19 protein-coding genes and 1 riboswitch are annotated in these 19,382 nt (G+C 45.9%); of the genes, 14 read left to right on the forward strand and 5 right to left on the reverse strand.

Going from position 1 to position 19,382, the window contains the following annotated elements; translation table 11 throughout:
• Positions 1-390 precede the first annotated feature (390 nt).
• Together ACUVJL_RS35640 and ACUVJL_RS35645 are read right to left on the reverse strand one after the other, a co-directional pair.
• Entirely contained in the window at positions 391-2,739 is a 2,349-nt protein-coding gene (locus ACUVJL_RS35640; protein ID WP_445250136.1) for a PhoX family protein, read from the reverse strand.
• A 279-nt stretch (positions 2,740-3,018) separates the two neighbouring features.
• Entirely contained in the window at positions 3,019-3,486 is a 468-nt protein-coding gene (locus tag ACUVJL_RS35645) for a hypothetical protein (RefSeq protein WP_445250137.1), read from the reverse strand.
• 348 nt (positions 3,487-3,834) lie between these two features.
• Here ACUVJL_RS35645 and folK point away from each other — a divergent pair, with 348 nt between their 5' ends.
• The 6 genes from folK (at position 3,835) to ACUVJL_RS35675 (ending at position 8,866) form a co-directional block, all read left to right on the forward strand.
• Positions 3,835-4,323: a 2-amino-4-hydroxy-6-hydroxymethyldihydropteridine diphosphokinase gene (gene folK, locus ACUVJL_RS35650; RefSeq protein ID WP_445250138.1), complete on the forward strand. Its 489-nt coding sequence runs from the start codon at positions 3,835-3,837 to the stop codon at positions 4,321-4,323.
• A gap of 181 nt (positions 4,324-4,504) precedes the next feature.
• Positions 4,505-5,053, forward strand: a complete 549-nt coding sequence (locus tag ACUVJL_RS35655) for an NUDIX hydrolase (RefSeq protein ID WP_445250152.1) — start codon at positions 4,505-4,507, stop codon at positions 5,051-5,053.
• Positions 5,054-5,194: 141 nt separating this feature from the next.
• A complete protein-coding gene (locus ACUVJL_RS35660) occupies positions 5,195-6,640 on the forward strand; it encodes an FAD-binding domain-containing protein (protein WP_445250139.1) in 1,446 nt (481 codons plus the stop codon).
• A gap of 207 nt (positions 6,641-6,847) precedes the next feature.
• On the forward strand, positions 6,848-7,459 hold the full coding sequence (locus tag ACUVJL_RS35665) for a Uma2 family endonuclease (RefSeq protein ID WP_445250140.1): 612 nt from the start codon (positions 6,848-6,850) through the stop codon (positions 7,457-7,459).
• A 17-nt stretch (positions 7,460-7,476) separates the two neighbouring features.
• A complete protein-coding gene (locus ACUVJL_RS35670; protein WP_445250141.1) occupies positions 7,477-8,124 on the forward strand; it encodes a Uma2 family endonuclease in 648 nt (215 codons plus the stop codon).
• A gap of 94 nt (positions 8,125-8,218) precedes the next feature.
• Complete coding sequence (locus tag ACUVJL_RS35675) at positions 8,219-8,866, forward strand: Uma2 family endonuclease (RefSeq protein WP_445250142.1); 648 nt, start codon at positions 8,219-8,221, stop codon at positions 8,864-8,866.
• 103 nt (positions 8,867-8,969) lie between these two features.
• On the opposite strand, the gene ACUVJL_RS35680 is transcribed toward ACUVJL_RS35675, so the two are convergent.
• Positions 8,970-9,419, reverse strand: a complete 450-nt coding sequence (locus tag ACUVJL_RS35680) for a hypothetical protein (RefSeq protein WP_445250143.1) — start codon at positions 9,417-9,419, stop codon at positions 8,970-8,972.
• 97 nt (positions 9,420-9,516) lie between these two features.
• Here ACUVJL_RS35680 and ACUVJL_RS35685 point away from each other — a divergent pair, with 97 nt between their 5' ends.
• The 4 genes from ACUVJL_RS35685 (at position 9,517) to ACUVJL_RS35700 (ending at position 12,460) form a co-directional block, all read left to right on the forward strand.
• Positions 9,517-9,843, forward strand: a complete 327-nt coding sequence (locus ACUVJL_RS35685) for a hypothetical protein (protein ID WP_445250144.1) — start codon at positions 9,517-9,519, stop codon at positions 9,841-9,843.
• A 15-nt stretch (positions 9,844-9,858) separates the two neighbouring features.
• Complete coding sequence (locus ACUVJL_RS35690) at positions 9,859-11,991, forward strand: pentapeptide repeat-containing protein (RefSeq protein ID WP_445250145.1); 2,133 nt, start codon at positions 9,859-9,861, stop codon at positions 11,989-11,991.
• Positions 11,992-12,019: 28 nt separating this feature from the next.
• Positions 12,020-12,259, forward strand: coding sequence for a DUF2834 domain-containing protein (locus ACUVJL_RS35695; RefSeq protein ID WP_445250146.1), 240 nt, complete (start codon positions 12,020-12,022; stop codon positions 12,257-12,259).
• A gap of 84 nt (positions 12,260-12,343) precedes the next feature.
• Positions 12,344-12,460 (forward strand): DUF2834 domain-containing protein, encoded by a 117-nt coding sequence (locus tag ACUVJL_RS35700; protein WP_445250153.1) that lies wholly within the window; start codon positions 12,344-12,346, stop codon positions 12,458-12,460.
• Between the two features lie 504 nt (positions 12,461-12,964).
• Here the strand turns inward: ACUVJL_RS35700 and ACUVJL_RS35705 are convergent.
• Together ACUVJL_RS35705 and ACUVJL_RS35710 are read right to left on the reverse strand one after the other, a co-directional pair.
• Positions 12,965-14,539 carry an FAD-dependent oxidoreductase gene (locus ACUVJL_RS35705; protein ID WP_445250147.1) on the reverse strand — a complete coding sequence of 525 codons (1,575 nt, stop codon included), beginning with the start codon at positions 14,537-14,539 and terminating at the stop codon, positions 12,965-12,967.
• Positions 14,540-14,788: 249 nt separating this feature from the next.
• Complete coding sequence (locus ACUVJL_RS35710) at positions 14,789-15,508, reverse strand: Uma2 family endonuclease (protein WP_445250148.1); 720 nt, start codon at positions 15,506-15,508, stop codon at positions 14,789-14,791.
• A 233-nt stretch (positions 15,509-15,741) separates the two neighbouring features.
• Positions 15,742-15,888, forward strand: a riboswitch (cobalamin riboswitch).
• 61 nt (positions 15,889-15,949) lie between these two features.
• Between ACUVJL_RS35710 and ACUVJL_RS35715 the strand changes: the two genes are divergently transcribed.
• The 4 genes from ACUVJL_RS35715 (at position 15,950) to ACUVJL_RS35730 (ending at position 18,944) form a co-directional block, all read left to right on the forward strand.
• Entirely contained in the window at positions 15,950-16,669 is a 720-nt protein-coding gene (locus ACUVJL_RS35715; RefSeq protein WP_445250154.1) for an energy-coupling factor ABC transporter permease, read from the forward strand.
• A 3-nt stretch (positions 16,670-16,672) separates the two neighbouring features.
• Entirely contained in the window at positions 16,673-17,005 is a 333-nt protein-coding gene (locus tag ACUVJL_RS35720) for an energy-coupling factor ABC transporter substrate-binding protein (RefSeq protein ID WP_445250149.1), read from the forward strand.
• Positions 17,002-17,802: a cobalt ECF transporter T component CbiQ gene (gene cbiQ, locus ACUVJL_RS35725; protein ID WP_445250150.1), complete on the forward strand. Its 801-nt coding sequence runs from the start codon at positions 17,002-17,004 to the stop codon at positions 17,800-17,802. Before ACUVJL_RS35720 ends, cbiQ begins: the two co-directional genes overlap by 4 nt.
• A gap of 221 nt (positions 17,803-18,023) precedes the next feature.
• Positions 18,024-18,944: a DUF2207 domain-containing protein gene (locus ACUVJL_RS35730; protein WP_445250151.1), complete on the forward strand. Its 921-nt coding sequence runs from the start codon at positions 18,024-18,026 to the stop codon at positions 18,942-18,944.
• Positions 18,945-19,382 lie beyond the last annotated feature (438 nt).

A 19,382-nucleotide genomic window follows, 5' to 3' on the forward strand; every position in this document is an offset into this window, starting at 1 on the left:
ATTGCTATTTTTTTGAGAATAATGATGCCATCGATATTAACCAATCCAATATTATTCGCGTTTGAAGGACCGAGGATCTTTAGGATCGCGAATTAAATAACTTCCACAAGTTTGTGGGATGGGCGTCCCGCCCGTCCAAAAAGGACGGGCGGGACGCCCATCCCACAATAACAATTAAAATTGTAAGTTATTTAATTCGCGATCCTAAAGATCCTCGGTCCTTCAAACGCGAATAATATTGGATTGGTTAATATCGATGGCATCATTATTCTCAAAAAAATAGCAATTATCTGACTTGAACTCAGATAATTGCGCTTTGTTAATTCCCCAACAGGGCAAACCCATCAGGACGATGATTCTTGTGAAAGTTCAAACTGCTTCATCCGCGCTTTAAACAAACTGACCCGTTGGAGTCGATCGCACGCGGCGAATCCCAATCACCGACGGCATCGGCGATCGGCGCCGATCGTTCTCAATATTACTCGGCCACAAACTGCCGCGAGAAACACTACGAGTCTGATTAAAAACCGCACCGTTCAAATCCAACATTTCAATTTGCCGGCTGAGTACAGTACCATCATCGATCGGACAATCTTCCCCAGGATGCTGCACCGCAATTATCAGCGTATCTCCGACAAAAGTCGGCCCCGTCATTTCGCATCGGTTCGGGCCGTAAGCAAACGGAATTACAGTTCCCGCATTGGGGCCGGAAGTCGGAATATAAAACAGCCAATTGTTGCCGAAAACACCAGTAAACTCTGACACATTTCCAGTCTTTTTATGGTCGATCCCAGTAGGTTTCCCAGCCGCACCGACATCAAAACCGTTGTGCGTGCTAGTAGACATATCAGTGACGCCCCAAATATTGCCTTGAGTGTCAAAATCCAAATTGTCTACACTAGCAAATCCCGCCCCAGCTACCGCACCGGCTTCTCCACCTTGAGCCAAACGCTGCCAGCGGAACGTCAAACCTGCACCATCAGGACTGTCTTCAATTATTTTGTAAAGTCCTCCCGACTGCTGAGTGCTGTTGACTGCGCTACCGTACTTAGCAACAGTAAAAATGCGAGAATCTGGATAGCCGTCGCTTCCGGGTGCGGCGTCAGTATAAGCAATGAAAACTTCCTTAGTAGTAGGATTAACTTCCAAATCTTCCGGCCGCGCCGTCGGAGTGCCACCTATTAAATTAGCCGCTAAAAAAGCATCAACTAAAACCGCACCTTGGCTGCTGTAAAAATTAGCAAGAGTTTTATTTTTGTAGCCGGGAAGTGCTGTTGCTTCATTAGTTGTATCTACTACAAAAGAACCGCCGTCTTCGGTTTGACCTGCAATTCCGGCGCGTTTGGGCAAGCGAGTATTTGCATCTCTTTGAGCTTTGCCAAAACTTGCCAATTCGGCCTCGCCCACTTTTTGGGGACTCACCGGATTGGTTTGGGTATTTAATGTTAGCGGCAGCCACCTTCCGGCACCGTTGCGGTTGTATTGGGCGACGTACAAAACGCCGTCTTCAAATAACCGGCTGTTGGTTTTATCTGCGGGATTGGTGACAGTACCGTTGCTGACAAATTTCCAGGTGTGTCCGCCACGTCGATCGTCCCCCATGTACACTACTAATCTGCGGCCGGCTTCGGCGCGAATCGCGACGTTTTCGTGGCGGAAGCGGCCTAAAGAAGTGTGTTTGCGGGGGCGGAAACTCGGATCTAGGGGATCGACTTCTACCATCCAGCCGTATTTTTCGCCGACTAACCCGAATTCCTCACCGGTAGTGCCCTTGGCGTAGCCGGTTTGGCCGCCGTTGGGTTTGACGTTTTCCTGAACTCCGACGAAGAATAGTTCGCTACCTTGGAAATTTTCTTCGGCGGAGAGGATTGTGCCCCAAGGGGTTGTGCCGCCGGAACAGTTGTAGGCTGTACCGATGATCCGGTTGCCGAGTCCGTCGCTGTTGACTTGCGCGAAGACTTGGGTGGCTGCAGGGCCCGTGCCCGTGAGATAGTTATTGTCGCCTTGTCTGGTTCCCCAGGAGGTGACTTCTTTGTATTTGTCGGTACGCTGGCTGTTGATTCCGAGGCCTGAAAGTCCGTGGATACGACGGTTGAGGGGGTCGCCGGCGATCGCCCCAAAGCGTCCGTTGGCTTGTTTGGTGATGCGGACGATCGAACCGCCGAGATTGTACAGGAATTCGCCGAGGGTATCGCGATTCTTGACCGATAAGTCTATACCGAGGACGGCGCGATCGGTTGTTGGAAATGGTGCCAGATCAGACGGCAATTCCGGTGCCACTTTCGACATCGGGAAGGATACGTACTCGTGGTTAACCCAGAGATAACCGTCGTCATTGCTGCCGCGAAGGCCTACAAAGCCTGTGTAGTCGTTGTTGTAGCCGAAATAGTCTGCCGGATCGGGAAAAACTCGATCGCCCCAGCGGACAATCACGTAACGTTCGTATTCCGGCGGCACAACCACATCGTCAACAACGCTGTAACTCGTTAATCTAGTATCCTGTGAGGCCGCCATCACGGTTCCCTGTCCCCCCGGCGCCGTCGGCATGAAGCTGGGCATTTCTCGATAAATTGGCAGCGGGTGGGGAAGTCTTACAGGAGTGAAAGATGTCGGAAGTACAGCTTCTGCCGAGGTGGAATTGATGCCAAACAGTTTTTGAGTTAGTTGAGGAGCAAGCACAGTAGTAGCTGCACTGCTGCCGAAGAAAATTAGCAGTTGTCGGCGAGTTATTGTAGACATAAATTCCTTTTCAACCTAACATCCCTAATCAGATGATTCCGTATGAAAGTTTATCACTGTTAAATTAAGGGAAGTTAAGCTGAAGGTTAATTTAAATAGGGAGATCTTTAGGTTAATAAAAAGTTAAATATTGTAAGTGGCAATAGGTAATTGGGAATAGAGAGAGATTCAGGAAAAAATATCTATCTGTGATTTCCGTGTCGTGCTGTTGGTTATTTGTTATTTGTTACGAATGCCCGATGCCCGATGCCCGATGCCCGATGCCCCATTACCAATATTTCAATCATCTCGAAAACCCGCATCGTTTTGTCGGGATGTCGATCGACTGGGGGCAGGTACATTAATCACTTGCGAAAACCCAGAATTTGCGGGCGAAATATTGCCGTCTCTGAATCCCAGCAGCAATTGAGCATCCGCAAAATATCTAGTCCACTGTTCGATTCTCGCATCTTTTTGCCAGTCGTGGCGGGATACTCTCGATCGCAAAACTGGAACTCTTTGTCGGCTGCGATCGGCTGTAATGATGATTGTAACTTCTGTTAATGCCGGATTTTCTTGAAACTCGCGGGCGATCGACTCTTTTGCTAAATCTTCCGCCTGCTGCACTAAACTCGCAAAAGATTGACTGCCGTCCGAATCTAGGGTAAGATAGCTTTCCTTAGTTTCTGCTAAAGATACTGATATATTTGCGGTAAAAATGACCGTTGCCAAAATCCAGGCTGAAAATAAGCGTCGGTGCAAACTCATTATTTTTTAAATTAAATGCTGACACTTGTCAATCATAATCAATAAAAATTAACACCTTATTAAGTTCTGATTAAACTAATATTTTGTATAATCAGATTTTGCCGACAATAGGGCTTGTAGGCTATAGCGGTTCTCAAAAAAGTGAGGTATGCCCTATGCCCACGGAGGCCTATGCCCACGGAGGCCTATGCCCATGAGTACCTCATCTTTCGCTCGAAAGGCTATAGATAACTAAATCCTTCTTTATTCTTGCTTTTTCCCTCTCCCCTCTTCCTTCTTCCTGACATCCGTTACATCCGTTACATCCGTTACATCCGCCCTTGCGAATCCGTTGCCGAACTTCCTTCAATGAAATTAACAAAATGCGCGATCGCCCTCGGTAGCAACTTAGGCGACTCCCTCGCCACACTCTCTAGGGCGATCGTAACCCTCAACAACACCCCAGAAATCGCAGTAAAATCCCATTCAAGCTGGTATCAAACCGTCCCCGTTGGTCCCCCGCAACCCGATTACATCAACGCCTGCGCCATCCTAGAAGTTGCGCTACAACCAGAACAATTGCTAGCAAAATTATTAGAAATCGAGATAAAATTTAATCGAGTTCGCAGAGAAAAATGGGGGCCGAGAACCCTAGACCTAGATTTGCTGCTGTACGACAATTTAATCCTAGAAACTCCGACACTGACTCTACCTCATCCCCGGATGACTGAAAGAGCTTTTGTATTAGTACCTTTAGCAGAAATTGCCCCGGATTGGGTGCATCCGGTGACGAAAAGTGCGATCGGCCAACTCCTGCAAACAGCAGACTGTTCCGGAGTGCAAAAATTGCCACTGTAAAAATTGAGCAAAATTCACCGAGGGTACCAGTTTCAAAAAAAATGCAACCCTAGGTAAGCTCCAAACTGTGATATTTATCAGTCATTCCCAATCTAAAATCTAAAATCTAAAATCTAAAATCCTATAAGATCGCCTATGATGTCTTAAATCGGTGCAATCTAACATTATTCGCTTCTCGCTTATGTCGATCGGTCAAGAACTACCCCAACTCCTCAAACAGCGCCTATTTTACCAAGGGCGCAAATTTAACTTTGACGTAGCCACCCTCCGTCTTCCCAACGGTTCCGAAGGCGAGTGGGAATGTATTCGCCACCCGGGCGGAGCACTTGCAGTTCCCGTCACACCCGAAGGTAAACTCGTCTTGGTGCGACAATACCGCTTTGCCACAAAAGGGCGAATTTTAGAATTTCCCGCAGGTACAGTCGAAATCAATGAAAGCCCCGCCGAAACTATCAAACGCGAAATCGAAGAAGAAACCGGATATCGCGCCGGAAAATGGCAGAAATTAGGGCAATTTTTTCTCGCCCCCGGTTATTCCGACGAAATCATTTATGCTTTTTTAGCCCAAGATTTGGAAAAACTGGAAAAGCCGCCAGCACAGGACGAGGATGAAGACATTGAAACAGTTTTATTCACCCCTGAAGAATTAGAAAAAGCTATTTTAGCTGGGGAACCCATTGACGCGAAATCAATTTCTAGCTTTTTCTTAGCCCGTCCATTTTTGACTTAAATAGGACTGACGAAAAAACCCCGGTTTCTTATAAAAATCGTGCATCAAACCGATAAATCTTAACTTAGAAACCGGGTTTTTGACCTCGCGTGTGTCCAGGACTGTAAAATCTAAAATCTAAAATCTAAAATCTAAAATCGAATGTCCGATCTAATTTTATTTTGGCACCGCCGCGACTTGCGTATTTCTGACAATATCGGACTGGCAGCAGCGCGCCAGGAAAGCCCCAAAGTAGTCGGGATTTTTTGTCTAGATCGCAATATCCTAAATCCGGATGAGGTAGCGCCAGCCCGAGTCACATACATGATCGGCTGCTTGCAAAAACTCTCCTCGCGTTACAGGGAATCAGGCAGCCAATTGCTGATAATTCAAGATGACCCCAGTCTAGGAATACCGAAATTAGCAACAGCGATAAATGCCAAAGCAGTATTTTGGAACTGGGATGTAGAACCCTACGCAACAAAGCGCGATCAGTCCGTATCAAACGCCCTCCAACAAGCAGGAATTCAAGTCCAAAATTTCTGGGATCAAGTCCTGCACGCCCCAGATGAAATTCGCAGTGGTACAGGGCAACCCTACACAGTTTATACACCATTTTGGAAAAAATGGAACAGCAAACCCAAAGCCAAACCAGTAGAGACACTGCCGATAACTTATCTGGAATTAATGACCGGATTAACCGCAGAAGAACAAGAAAGCGCCAACCAAGCAGGTGCCATTGAAACACTGCCAACTGCCTTGAGTTTGGGATTTATTTGGGAAAATTTATTAGTAATAGAACCCGGAGAAGATGCAGCACTAAAAAAATTAGAAGAATTTTGCGATCGCGCAATTTACCAATATCAAGGACAGCGCAATTTCCCCGCAATTAACGGCACATCCCAACTCAGCGCCGCCCTCAAATTTGGTGCAATTGGCATCCGCACGGTTTGGCAAGCTACCCAGAGAGTCATGGACACTTGCCGCAACGAAGAAGCCTTCACAAGCATCCAGACTTGGCAACAGGAAATAGCGTGGCGGGAATTTTACCAACACGCCATGTATAACTTCCCAGAACTAGCAGACGGTTCCTACCGTCAAGCATTCAAAAACTTTCCTTGGGAAAACGATGAAAAACTCTTTCAAGCTTGGTGCAAGGGCAAAACTGGTTATCCCATTATCGACGCGGCAATGCGACAGTTAAATCAGACAGGTTGGATGCACAATCGCTGCCGCATGATAGTCGCTAGCTTCCTTACCAAAGATTTAATTATTAACTGGCAGTGGGGCGAACGATACTTCATGCAAAAATTGATAGACGGCGATCTTTCTGCTAATAACGGCGGCTGGCAGTGGAGTGCATCCAGCGGCATGGACTCGAAACCTTTGCGAATATTCAATCCCGCCAGTCAAGCTCAAAAATTTGACCCGGAAGGCGAATATATTCGGCAATGGGTTCCAGAATTGCGCCGAGTTGATACTAAACTTTTGCTAACAGGAAATCTTTCGTCTTTAGAACGCCGACTTCTTCCTTATCCCTCTCCAATCGTAGACCACAACGAGCAGCAGCGCAAGTTTAAGGAACTTTACAAGCAGCAAAAAATTTAAACATCACACCCACAACCCCGACAACTTCTGCGAAGTCGGGGTTCTAGCTGACTTTATTACACCTACCTAATTAATATGTGATATCATGTTCGTAAATTTCCATTAAAAAATTTGTTTGTAGTAAGCACTTGAGTCCTTATTGACTCTATTCGAGGACTAAAGTCCTCAGAACGAACTATTGATGGTTATATGAACGGAGAATTTTTTATGATTCAAACCACAATCAAATCGATAACATTTGAAGAGTTTTTAGAATGGTATCCAGATGGAAAAGGACGTTTCGAGCTACGCAATGGAGTAATAGTTGAAATGAATCCAAATGGCGAGCATGAGGAAGTTACAGGTTTTCTCATCCGAAAAATTAACGTAGAAATTGACCGTTTAAATCTTCCTTATGTAACACCGTCAACTTATTTTCTCAGACCTCCCGAAACGACCACTGGCTACCAGCCCGATCTCATAGTCTTAGACAAACCAGCCTTAATTTCAGAGCCACTCTGGAAAAAATCATCAGTTATTTCTCAAGGTAGCTCTGTTAAGCTTGTTGTCGAAGTAGTTAGCACTAACTGGCAAGATGATTACCTGGTAAAAGTGGCTGAGTATGAAAGATTGGGTATCCCGGAATACTGGATTGTTGACTATGCTGCCTTGGGTGGCCGGCGCTTCATCGGCAATCCCAAACAACCTACTGTCTCGATTTACCAGTTGGTTGATGGGGAGTACCAAATTAGCCAGTTCCGAGAGGGCGATAGGATTATTTCGTCTGCCTTCGGAGAACTTAATCTGACTGTTGAGCAGGTTTTTAGCTCTATAACTTAAATAAATCGGAGGTTGAAATGGTAACGCTGCAATTAAGACAAATCAGTGTACCCCCAGGACATAGAGTGCTGTTCCATGATGTCAACTGGCAGGAATTTGAAGCAATTTTAGAAGAGCTGGGAGAACACCGTGGCTCTAGAATAGCTTACAGTCAAGGAACTTTGGAGATTAGGATGCCACTACCAGAACATGAGAAAGCTAAAATCATTATTGGCTATTTAGTGAAAATTTTGTTTGAGGAATTAGAAATCGAATTTGAACCATTTGGTTCGACGACTTTTAAGCGAAAAAATATGTTACAAGGAATTGAACCTGATGAATGTTTTTACATTCAAAATCACGCTCTAATGATTGGCAAAAAGCGGATCGACTTAACTGTCGATCCGCCGCCTGACTTAGCAATTGAAGTCGATCTAACTTCCAAAACTCAACTCGATGCTTACGAAGCTTTGGGAGTACCGGAAATATGGCGCTATGAAAATAAAAAGCTTCTGATTAATGTGCTTCAAGATGGGAAATATGTTGAATCTGAAATTAGTCCGACCTTTCCCAATCTGCCAATTATTGCAGCTATTTCTCAATATTGCGAAGAAAGTCAAACAGCGGGCACGAGTCAAACTCTCAGATTGTTTCGCCAGTGGGTTAGAGAACAAATCAGGCTTTGATTACTGAAGTATTCACTACAAACCTGACTGTTTCCCAAGGCCCAATTACCGATACAGACAAGTTATCATAAACTTAAATAAATCGGAGATTAAAATGGTAACTCTGCAATTAAGACAAATCAGTGTACCCCCAGGACATAGAGTGCTGTTCAATGATGTCAACTGGCAGGAATTTGAAGCAATTTTAGAAGAGTTGGGAGAACACCGTGGCTCTAGAATAGCTTACAGTCAAGGAACTTTGGAGATTAGGATGCCACTACCAGAACATGAATTCAATAAGGAAATCATTGGCGATATGGTAAAAATCTTACTCGAAGAACTTGAAATGGATCGAGAATGTTTTGGTTCGACGACTTTTAAGCGAAAAAGTATGTTACAAGGAATTGAGCCTGACAACTGCTTTTATATTCAGAATTATGCTCTAATGATTGGCAAAAAGCGGATTGACTTAACTGTCGATCCGCCGCCTGACTTAGCAATTGAAGTCGATCTAACTTCCAAAACTCAACTCGATGCTTACGAAGCTTTGGGAGTACCTGAAATATGGCGCTATGAAAATAAGAAGCTTCTGATTAATGTGCTTCAAGATGGGAAATATGTTGCATCTGAAATTAGTCCGACCTTTCCCAATCTGCCAATTATTGCAGCTATTTCTCAATATTGCGAAGAAAGTCAAACAGCGGGCACGAGTCAAACTCTGAGATTGTTTCGCCAGTGGGTGAAAAACCAAATACAAAATTGATAGGAAATCCCTAGTTAACGCACTTGCTGTTAAAAAGCAGGCTTCTTGACGATCGCAAAAAAGCCCATTTTATGACAGCAAGCGTTCTAATTCCGTTGTATTGTTAATTTCGCTTTTGGGAAATAGAGAGAGAGTAAGGGTGTTGACCTTGAGATCGATCGCCCACAAAAATAACATAAGTCCCCTTGTCCCCATAACCGGAAAATTCTAGATTCCCCGCCGCAGCATTCGCCGGCAGCACGCAGAAACGCCCCCTCGGCCCCTGAATCATTAAACTCGGAGCTCCAGCGGTTTGTACTGCAATCCGCCAGTAAGGCAAATCCTGCGTTACTTCGATGACGTGGTTCGGTGCTTGGGACACAAAACCGCAGTCGCCGCTATTGTTCGCGCCGCCGGAAACTCCAGAAACTCCCAGCGGTTCGGGAAATCCCGGAGCAATTTGTAGCGGTTGGCTCCGAATAGCGCCGGCATCCGCTAAAATCATTGCCAAGGCTAGGGTCACGAGCGAGCTAAACCACAGTTTGCCGCGATCGCCCGGATAATGGATCTTCATGTTTCCTCACACAATGGCATTTGCTTGTAGTTCATTGACGGTAGGCGATAATTGCGGTTCCGAACACATTAATCTAAACTAACTCCCGAATTTTTTTATGAATCCTCAAAATAACTTCAAATGGCAGCAAGCGTTCGGAGAACTAAAAGCTAAACTAGAACGATCGCCGCTCATCACACAAAATTCAGACAGCTATCAAGCCGTCGGAACTTTCTACAATCAATTACTCGACAAGTTTCAAAAACTCCCCAAACCAGGACAGGTGGCAGCCTTTGCCTTGGCATCGATAATTGTCCTGACAGTCTTCAATAGTGTCGTACAGCTAATTTCGGCCCTGATGACTCTTGCCGTTCTGGGAGTGCTAATCTACATAGCGTATAAATTGGCAATTTCCCCCCAGTCCTCAAATACTAACGACAAATAATAGGAATTTCTGAATATGGCTAGCCCCACCGCGCCCAGTGGCCTCAATCAACCCGATCCGTCTTGGCAAACACAATCCAAGCAAATGCCACTGCTGGTTCGCAGGTGCGGCGCTTGGGCCGTGGAAATTTCGTTAATTGCCGCCAGCGCCCTCGTTCCCTTCAGTATCGGGGCATTGGTCAACAATGAATCTAAAACCGTGCCGCTCAATCCCTCCATAGCAGCAGCATCCGAAACCGTCGCCCGTACTTTGGGCATACCGATGCGCGATCGCAACCCCAGAGTCTCCGCCCTAACTAATCTATTCTGGTCAGGGGCGCTGCTGGCACCGGCAGTTTTAGCGGGGTGGCAACTGTTTTTGCTCGCCAGAACCGGTCAAACTCTCCCCAAACGCTGGTTCGGCGTCAAAGTTGTCACAACCTCGGGTACTCCTCCAGGTTTTGGGCAAGTGCTAATTCGCGAAAGTTTAGGGCGCTGGGGAGTGCCTCTGGGCGTCGCTTACGGCATTTGGCGCTTGACGGGTGCGTTTCCAGATTTGCTGATTTTAGGGGGGCTGTGCGGCTTGGCAGTGCTCGCAGACGGCGCTTTTGTATGGCGTTACAAACGGCAAGCGGGACACGATCGCCTCGCGAATACTTTGGTAGTCAGCGCTGAGGAGAATCAACTGTCGCCCAATCCTGTCAAGAGTCCAGATTGGACTGAGGAAGACGCGCAGATTGCGGCTTTGGTTGTGACGCCACAAACCGGGATCACAGAAAGTCCCAGTTTGTGGAATTGGATTCGCCAACACCCAGGCGCAACTTTAGTGATAGTTACCATCGGTAGCGCGGGATTGATTTTAACTTTGTTTGTCGGCACTCTCATCTACACTCAAACTCAAGCAAATATGCGGGATTCCCGGCAGCGGAACGACGAATTATTTGTGGCTTTAGTCAGCAAATTGTCTCCCACATCGGCCTTGGGGGCATCCGGCAGGCGATCGGCGATTTTGGCCTTGGGGGCGGTGGAAGACTCCCGCGCCGTACCCCTGCTAACGGATTTGCTAGCTCAAGAAGACAGCCGCGCCATGCTGGACGCGATCCAGCAAGCTTTAGTCAGTAGCGGACCGAAAGCTTTGCCTGACTTGCAGCGGTTGAACAAAGCTCTCAGCAACGACCTCGATACCCTGCGCTTTGGCGGCAAGGCCCCGGAACGCGAGTTAGCGGCCGCCCGCCAGCGAACAGTACAAAGGGCGATCGGCAAAATTCTCACAGTGTATAGCAGCCAGCTCAACGGCGCGGATCTGAGCCACACGGATTTAGCTCAAAGTCCTGCCGGCCCGGCTCAGTTTACTTTAGTATTAAACAAAGTTGACTTGTCGGGAATTAAGTTGAAAGATGCCAATTTAACCAATGCCAGCTTGCAGGGAACTCGCTTTTACGGCACTGGCGAAGACAGGCGTCCGGGTACATTTGACGATTGGATTTCTGACTTGAGCGCAGCTAATTTGGAAGGAGCAAATTTGACCGGGGCATCTTTGAACAGTGCTGTAATGAACGGGACTACTTTTGTGCGCGCTGTCCTCAACAAAGCTAATTTGTCCAGCGGAAATTTGAAGGCAGCTAATTTCAGCAGTGCTATTTTAATAGGGGCTTCTTTGCAGCAAGCAATGTTAAAAAATGCAATTTTTACTGGTGCAGATATAGGAAGCGCGAATTTGTCGGGAGCGGATTTGTCAGGTGCGCGTTTGGGCAAAGTGAAGGCTCAAGGCGCTCAGTTGTCCTTGACAAATTTGTCTAAATCCGAATGGCAAGGTGCTGATTTGTCCGGTGCGGATTTGAGTGGCGCGAACTTACAAAATGCCGATTTGAGTTCGACTAAACTCGCCAACGTGAATTTAAAAGATGCTCGATTGCAAGATGCTAATTTGCGGAATGCGGAGCTGAGTTCGGTGGATTTGAGGGGCGCGAATTTAGCGGGAGCAAATTTTAAAGGGGCTGTGTTTCTGGGGAAGGCAGCTTCGGAGCAATTTATTCAAAATCCCACCGGTAGTAAATCGGGTCGATTCCAAGGAGTTGATTTTGCAGAGGCTAAGAATTTAGATCAAAGTCAAATTGCTTACATTTGTTTGCAGGGGGGGATTCATCCGAAGTGTCCGCAGAAGAATTAAGGATTGGTTGTTAGCGAGTAGGGTAATTATGAGCGTTAAACGAATCATTTATCTCATCCTAGCAATTCTGGGGCTTGTGCTGCCTTGGTACTATAACTTGCAGTTTTTTAGCAATGCTGGCTTGCTCGACTTTGTAAACGAGAGTTCGGCTAATCTTGCTGCGAAATCGGTAAGTTTAGATTTGTTGATCGCAACTGTAGCAGGAAGCACTTGGATGTACGCTGAGTCGAAACGATTGGATATAAGTTTTGTATGGCTGTACGTATAGCGGTTCTCAGGAAAGTAAGGCACTCTTCCTGTTTGGCCAATGCCCCATGCCCCATGCCCAATGCCCAATGCCCAAGAACACCTCATGTTACTGAGAAAGGCTATACTTCTGGGTGTGCTTGTTTCGTTTTCATGTGCTTTCCCGCTTTTCTTGTTTGTGCGGGAAACCAAGCTGGAAAAATCAAGTGAAGTCTCAAGTTGAAAAGTTGTTTAACAGGTTCGTCCCGCGCAGCACAATAATTCGGTGCAGGCGATCGAGGTATTATATAATTTCCGGTAAAATTACCGTTATAGGTTTGTAGTGACGACAGAAGTCCTCAGAATTTTATGAGGATTAAAGTCCTCACTACAAACCAACGTGATTGTTATCGTTCGAGGGGACATAATATTAATAGCAATTTTACTCATTTTTTGCTAAAAACTTTTGTGTTGAGTTTCGTTCCACGGGCAAAACCTACTACTGCATTGTTTATTGATAGTCCTGGACGCACGGGTGGTCAGAAACCGGGTTTTTTTACCGAAAGACGCGTTACAGACCGCAGAACAAGGCAAAAAACCGGGTTATGAAGGTTTTGATGCGTCCAGGACTAATTGAAATTGCTATAGCAATCCTTGCAGGAGTCGTAAATTTTTTACCCCACCCCAACCCTCCCCGATGCCTTGGGGAGGGAGTAAGAAATTCACAAATGATGCGAGTATTGCTATATTACGCAATAGCATCCGAAGTGACAAGATTCTCGAATTGCGCCAATAGCATTCCATCAGCATTATTTGCAACTCCAAAAATTCTAGGTAACTGACCTGTTTCAACGAGAACTTGTCTCACTTCTCGGTTAGATACATCGGCTAGATTTTTGTTATTTAGAAGGGCATTAATCGCAGCGATACCGACACCTTGACCAACGGCGACGTTGAATTCAACAATTCGGCCGGCAGAACAGGCAAACCCTTCAAATCCCGAACACGGACTGACCACTGCCAGGTTAGGAACGTTTTTAATTAATGCGTGGCGGATGCCAATATTGAAGGTAGGCTTTGTAAAAGCCATACTTTTCAACCATCCTAGACTGTTTGCTTTCTCCTCAATACCCTGGATGCCTCCGCGTATATCAAAATAATAGCTAAATGTTCCCAGTGCCTCATTAGCAGGTACGCCACCTAACAGCATTTGTGCGCCAGTTAAAGGTTCTACAACTCCCGTCACATTGCCGGCGTGTCTGATATACAGTTCTGAGGCAGTAGTAACAGAAGTAGCCCCCAAACTCCTCAACCAAGCTGCAAGAAATGATATCTCTTTTTGCATATTAGCCGTGGGTTTGCTCCCGCTTCTCGCTAAGGCTTCCGCTTCCCTGGCGGTGACTGCAAATAAAAGCGCATTCCACGAAAGTCTTTCATTTGGAAGTATTGCTATATTTCCCAGATCTAAAATCATGCCAGTTTCAGGAAAAGATAGCTTTCTTCCTCTAAAGGAATGGTAAGCTACAGACAGAGCCGGTGAGCGAACATCCATGTAATCGTTTCCCGCCCACAGAGTTTTGAGATTGCCTCTACTGTCGATCATTTGCAGCCGGAGTTTTTCTGCTAGTTGGGCATCCTTGTCTGCAGCGAACAGCAAAAATTCTTGAGCCTCTGAATCGGCCAGGTTTGTGAAGCGTTTTAGATAAGTGTAATCGAGTTCTTTCAGTCTTCTTGCACTGAGTCCTTGGGTTTCAAAAACGAGGGTGACTGGAAGTTCTGAGTTAGGCAGACCAAATGTTTCAAATCCCTGCAACTTTCTCACGCCGGCAGCTTGAGCTAATTCGGCATTGACAGTGGCATCAATAAATTGCTTGCCGGCATAAACTATGCCTTTCGAGGTGGTTATACTGGCAATTTTTTTGCCTTCTTTATTGACTGATTGAATTTCTACTTTGCTGAGAAGATCGACTCCAGCTTGTAACAGCATTTCTTTCAGCGCTGCACTGGCTTTGCCGGCATCAAGTGCAATTGTCGTAACACCGGATTTTTGCAGGAATTCTTTATAGATAGTCGGCGGTGAACCAAAGGTATCTAAATTTAAAGATTGTTTAAGTTCTGGACTAATCTGACTTCTATCTAAATAAGCAAGGCCGCCTCTTACCAAATGCCCGCCAATTCCTTCTTGCAAGCTTCCTTTAGACATCAGCAGAACTCGCGGATAACGCTTTGTCCGGCGACGATATTCTCTGGCGGCAGAGATAACAGCTAGAACTCCTGGAACTTCATCACCAAAGCAGATGACATCGTAATAACGCAGATCCATGACCATTATTTAATAACCTCTCCTGATTTTGATCTTTTCGAGCTGGATCTCAATGTTTGCCGTCAAACTCTCTGTTTGTGTCCAGTCTAGCCCCATCTTTCCTGATTTTTGCGATAAATATTCACACATTCCTGGACGCAGAAACCGGGTTTTTTCCCGAAAATTCTCCGTTGAGGGCGATCGATCGGGCGTGGAAAAACCCGGTTTCTGAGCGTCAAGAGTGCGTCAGTCTTATACTCTTGATTGCTATCAGCTCAGACTATCGGGATCTATCCCCAACTCCCGCAATCGCTGAGCTAATCGATCGGAACGTTGGGCCAATCGATCGGCGCGCTGCGATTCCTGTTGGGCGCGCTGCGCTGATTCTTTCACCTGTTCTTCAGGAGTCAGATAACGTTTTCCATCGGCATCATACCAATACAACCACTCCCTTGTCACCCCAGAATAATTGCCCCTTTCACAACCAATTCCCAAACCAATTTCTGGCATCCAAACTGGATGTCCTGGCTGTAACTCGTACTTCCCATTGACTAACTTGTGTACTTCCAAATGAGGTTTACGACGGCGGCGGGAAGAATAAATGACGTAATAAAGTACGCCTAAAGCTTGATAAGTCTCCAATTTTGTGCTGTATTCCTTGCGATAAGTTGGGGAAACAACTTCTAGCACAAAAGTAGGCAGAACATTTTCATCCCACAGCACGTAACTGGGGCGCAATTCTTCGTCGTAAAATCGTTCTACTCCTAAACTTAAGAAAGCATCTGGGACAATGGGCGGTTCGTCAGGGTGATGATAAATACCCATATCTATGCCAAAAAACCAGTCCATGCGTTCTGCCCAAAGTATGAGCAATATTGCTTTTAACAACCCTGGTATTAGTTCTTGCAGTTCGTTATCCACAGGCGTTTCATCCGAGTCTGGTAGTTCATCGGCGGAGGGCAAGTTCCTCGGCAAGTTGTACTGTAACATTGCGGCTTTCCTCAAAACTCACTCATATTATAGCGTTTAGTGGTTGGGCGATAGTTGTTTATCTGGCTACAAACTACTTTATAAATACTAAAAGAATATTTATTTAACGAACCGCGAAGGCGCGAAGGACGCGAAGGAAGAGAAAGAATAGAAGGAAGAAGATAGGTAATATCGACTGAGTTTATCTGAATGAATTTTTGTAAAATATTTGCTGAGATTTACGCGATCGACTAAACTATGTCTAACCAGTCGGTTCTAATGGGGAGCAGCCGTTAGAGGAAAGGGGGAAAGTTCGGTGCAAGTCCGGCGCTGTCCCGCAACTGTAATGAGAGTTTTGTCGCTTTCTGAGTCAGGATGCCCGCCGATGTGTTAGTTTACATAGTCTCATCTGCGAGGTTCAGCGTGAAGACCAGAAATCGGAAATTGGTCAGCTTGGGATTGATGGCTGGCTTGAGTTGTTATATTGTCCTGGGATCGGCAACGCCCGCCGCAGCTATGCACATTTCGGAAGGTTTTTTGCCGGTGCAATGGGCGGCGTTTTGGTGGATTGTGGCGTTGCCTTTTTTTGCCTTTGGGTTGCGATCGATTACTCGCATTACAAAGGAACACCCGGAACTTAAACTATTGCTTGCTTTGGCGGGTGCGTTTACTTTTGTGCTTTCTGCTTTAAAAATTCCTTCGGTAACGGGCAGTTGTTCTCACCCTACGGGTACCGGTTTGGGTGCAATTTTGTTCGGCCCTTCGGTGATGGCTGTACTGGGGGCTTTAGTTTTGTTGTTTCAAACGTTACTGTTAGCGCATGGTGGCTTGACAACGCTGGGCGCGAATATGTTTTCGATGGCGATTGTCGGCCCTTTCGCTGCGTATTTTCTCTATCGATTGCTGTTGCGAACTGGTAGCCAGCGGGCAGCAATTTTTTGTGCGGCGGCTGTGGCTGATTTACTGACTTATGTGACGACTTCGATTCAATTAGCATTAGCTTTTCCGGCAGCAAGTGGCGGTTTTATGGCTTCGTTTCTCAAGTTTGCTGGCATCTTTGCTATCACTCAAGTACCTCTGGCTATTAGTGAGGGATTGCTGACTCTATTGGTCTGGAATTGGCTGCATTCTTACGGGAAGCAGGAGTTGGAAACTTTGAAATTATTGAGACAGGAGTCATAAGCCGTGAGTCAAAAACCTACAAAGAATCACCAATCTACTTCGCGGCAAAATTGGCTTTTGGCTGGCGCTGTGATTGTTCTGGCAGCGTTTCCTCTCGTTTTTGTGCGGGGTAAATACGGCGGTTCCGATGACCAAGCTAAGAAAGCAATTACGGAAATTCAACCGGGTTATAAACCTTGGTTCAATCACTTGTTTGAGCCGGCTAGCAGCGAAATTTCAAGTCTATTGTTTGCGTCTCAAGCGGCGATGGGGGCTGGCGTAGTTGGGTACGTCATTGGGTTGTATAAAGGCCGATCGCAATCTCGGCAGCAGTCTGATCGTAAGTCGTCGGAATGAACCATCAGATTGATAGTCTGGCTTATACAAATCGCTTGCGGGGGTTGCCGCCATCTCACAAGTTATCCTTTGCGATCGCCCTTTTAATTCTGTCTCTAGTTTCTGGGGCGATGGTCGAATTGTCGATCGCCCTGTGGTTGGCCGTCTGGATCGTCGTCTATGCGGGTATTCCGGGGAAACTGTATTTGCGGTTGCTGTCGCTACCGTTGATGTTTTTGCTGACAAGTTTGCCTGCTTTGGCGATGGGTGCGGTTGAGTTAAGTCAAATCCAGGAAATTCAGTGGGATATTTGGCAAGGTTGGGGCATTAGCATCGGCACTTTTTATCTGTATGTGAGCCGCACCGGAATATACCAAGTGAGTCTGCTATTAGCCCGCGCCTTCGCATCGACAAGTTGTATGTATTTCATCCTCTTGACGGTTCCATTTACCGAAATCTTGCAAATTCTCAGACAATTACGCTGCCCAGAGTTGGTCACAGAACTGCTATTACTAATGTATCGGTTTATTTTTAGCTTATTGGCGATCGCCGATGAACTTTGGATAGCCCAAAACTCGCGCTGCGGCTACCGCACATGGAAGCGGGGAATGCACAGTTTAAGCATTTTAATCGGGCAATTGCTTCAGCGAACTTTGGAAAACTACCGTCAAGTTTCCTTGAGCTTAGCGTCGCGCGGCTTTAATGGAAAACTGCGAGTTTGGAATTCTTACCCTTACAAACCTTCGCGAAGATATATATTTGAAGCTTTGTTTGGGTGTACAGTTTTAACTTTGTTAAACGTGCTATTTCAACATTAAATTACTCGTTCGCAGGCTCTGCCTCCCATTTACCCTTCGCCACCCGAGGCAGAGCCTCTGGAAATCGGTTCCCAGGCATAGCCTAGGAACCAGTCAAATTTTCTGCCGGGCTGCCGGACTTAATATATGACTTTTATGAACATAATTAATGAATTTAATGAATTTACTTCCCAAGAAATCGGTTGAATAATTGTAGTCAACACTTATCTTGTGGAAATCCTATGATCAATAAACGACTACTCAAAAAAATAGCTTTTTTGTTAATGGCTTCATTAAGCCTATTGTTGGTAACAGTGACTCATGCAGCGGCCCAACAACTACCATTCTACTGGGATAACATCAACGTCATCATCGACGTTCAGACCAACGGAGATATGTTAGTTACCGAAACGGAAAAATATGTTTTCACAGCCGACTACAACACTGAACGATATCGCTACATTCCTTTGGATAAGGTCGATGAAATCAAAGATGTGACTGTTGCCGAAAATAATCAAATAATTCCTAGTAGCACTGGAACTGATGAAAACAATCAACTTTGGATTCGCTGGCAACATGAATTAAAACCGCCCGACTCACATACTTCTGTCATCAAATATCGAGTTGTAGGTGGATTGCAACAAGATGGTGAGAATACTCTAGTTTATTGGAAAGCCATTGCAGCGGGTCGTAAAGCTCCGATTAATAGTGGAATAGTTACGGTGAAATTACCAGAAGCTTTGTCAGGCAAAGTTCTCTCCTTTACGAATTTTGGTGCAGCAGCAGTTCCTCGTCAAGTAGATCCTAAAACATTTGAATTTGTGGCAAGTCAGCCTATTCTACCGGAACAAGAATTAGAAGTGCAGATTGCATTTCCCCAGGTGATTCTGAATATACCTCAACCTGGCTGGCAACAAAGTGGCAACCAATCTCAATCTTCTTCGGGAGCAGAAGGTTTTTTGACAAAACCCAGAGTCACTTCTCCAGCGCTTTGGATATTTGGAATCATCATTACTATATCCATGATTAATGGCGGCGGTGGTAGTGGTAGTGGCGGCGGTGGTAGCGACTATGACAGTGGCGGCAGTGGTGGCGGCGGCGGCGGTGGCGGCGGCGGTCGCGGTGGCGGTGGCGGTGGCAGTGGTGGCGGTGGCGGTGGTTAATATCAACGAGACTTACCCATCACCAGCAAAGAAACCGGGTTTTTACTGAATCTGCCGATTGTAACCAAGTATTCTCGCTAAAAACCCGGTTTCTGACTACCCGCGCGTCCAGGACTATTGTTGATAATTTTCGTATTCTCGTTAGTTTAGCGGGCAGGATTTGAATAAGGGCGATCGTACTTTCTTACAGATTGTACGATCGCTTTTAAATATTGGATGGAAATTTTAGTCACTCATTTTGAGATGAAACGATCGCACTTCATGCACAATCATATTCCAAATATGATTTTTATGAATATTAGGACTTACGCATTGACAAAATAACCAAACAGTGAATTGATAAATATAGGTCGTCTACTTTCTAGGTATCGGACAATGAGAAAAATAACTAAACCCTCTACGGCACAATGCAATATAGACCTTTACACCTTATTTTTG

The sequence above is a fragment of the Microcoleus sp. OTE_8_concoct_300 genome (genome assembly GCF_031383065.1).
Lineage (GTDB): Bacteria > Cyanobacteriota > Cyanobacteriia > Cyanobacteriales > Microcoleaceae > Microcoleus.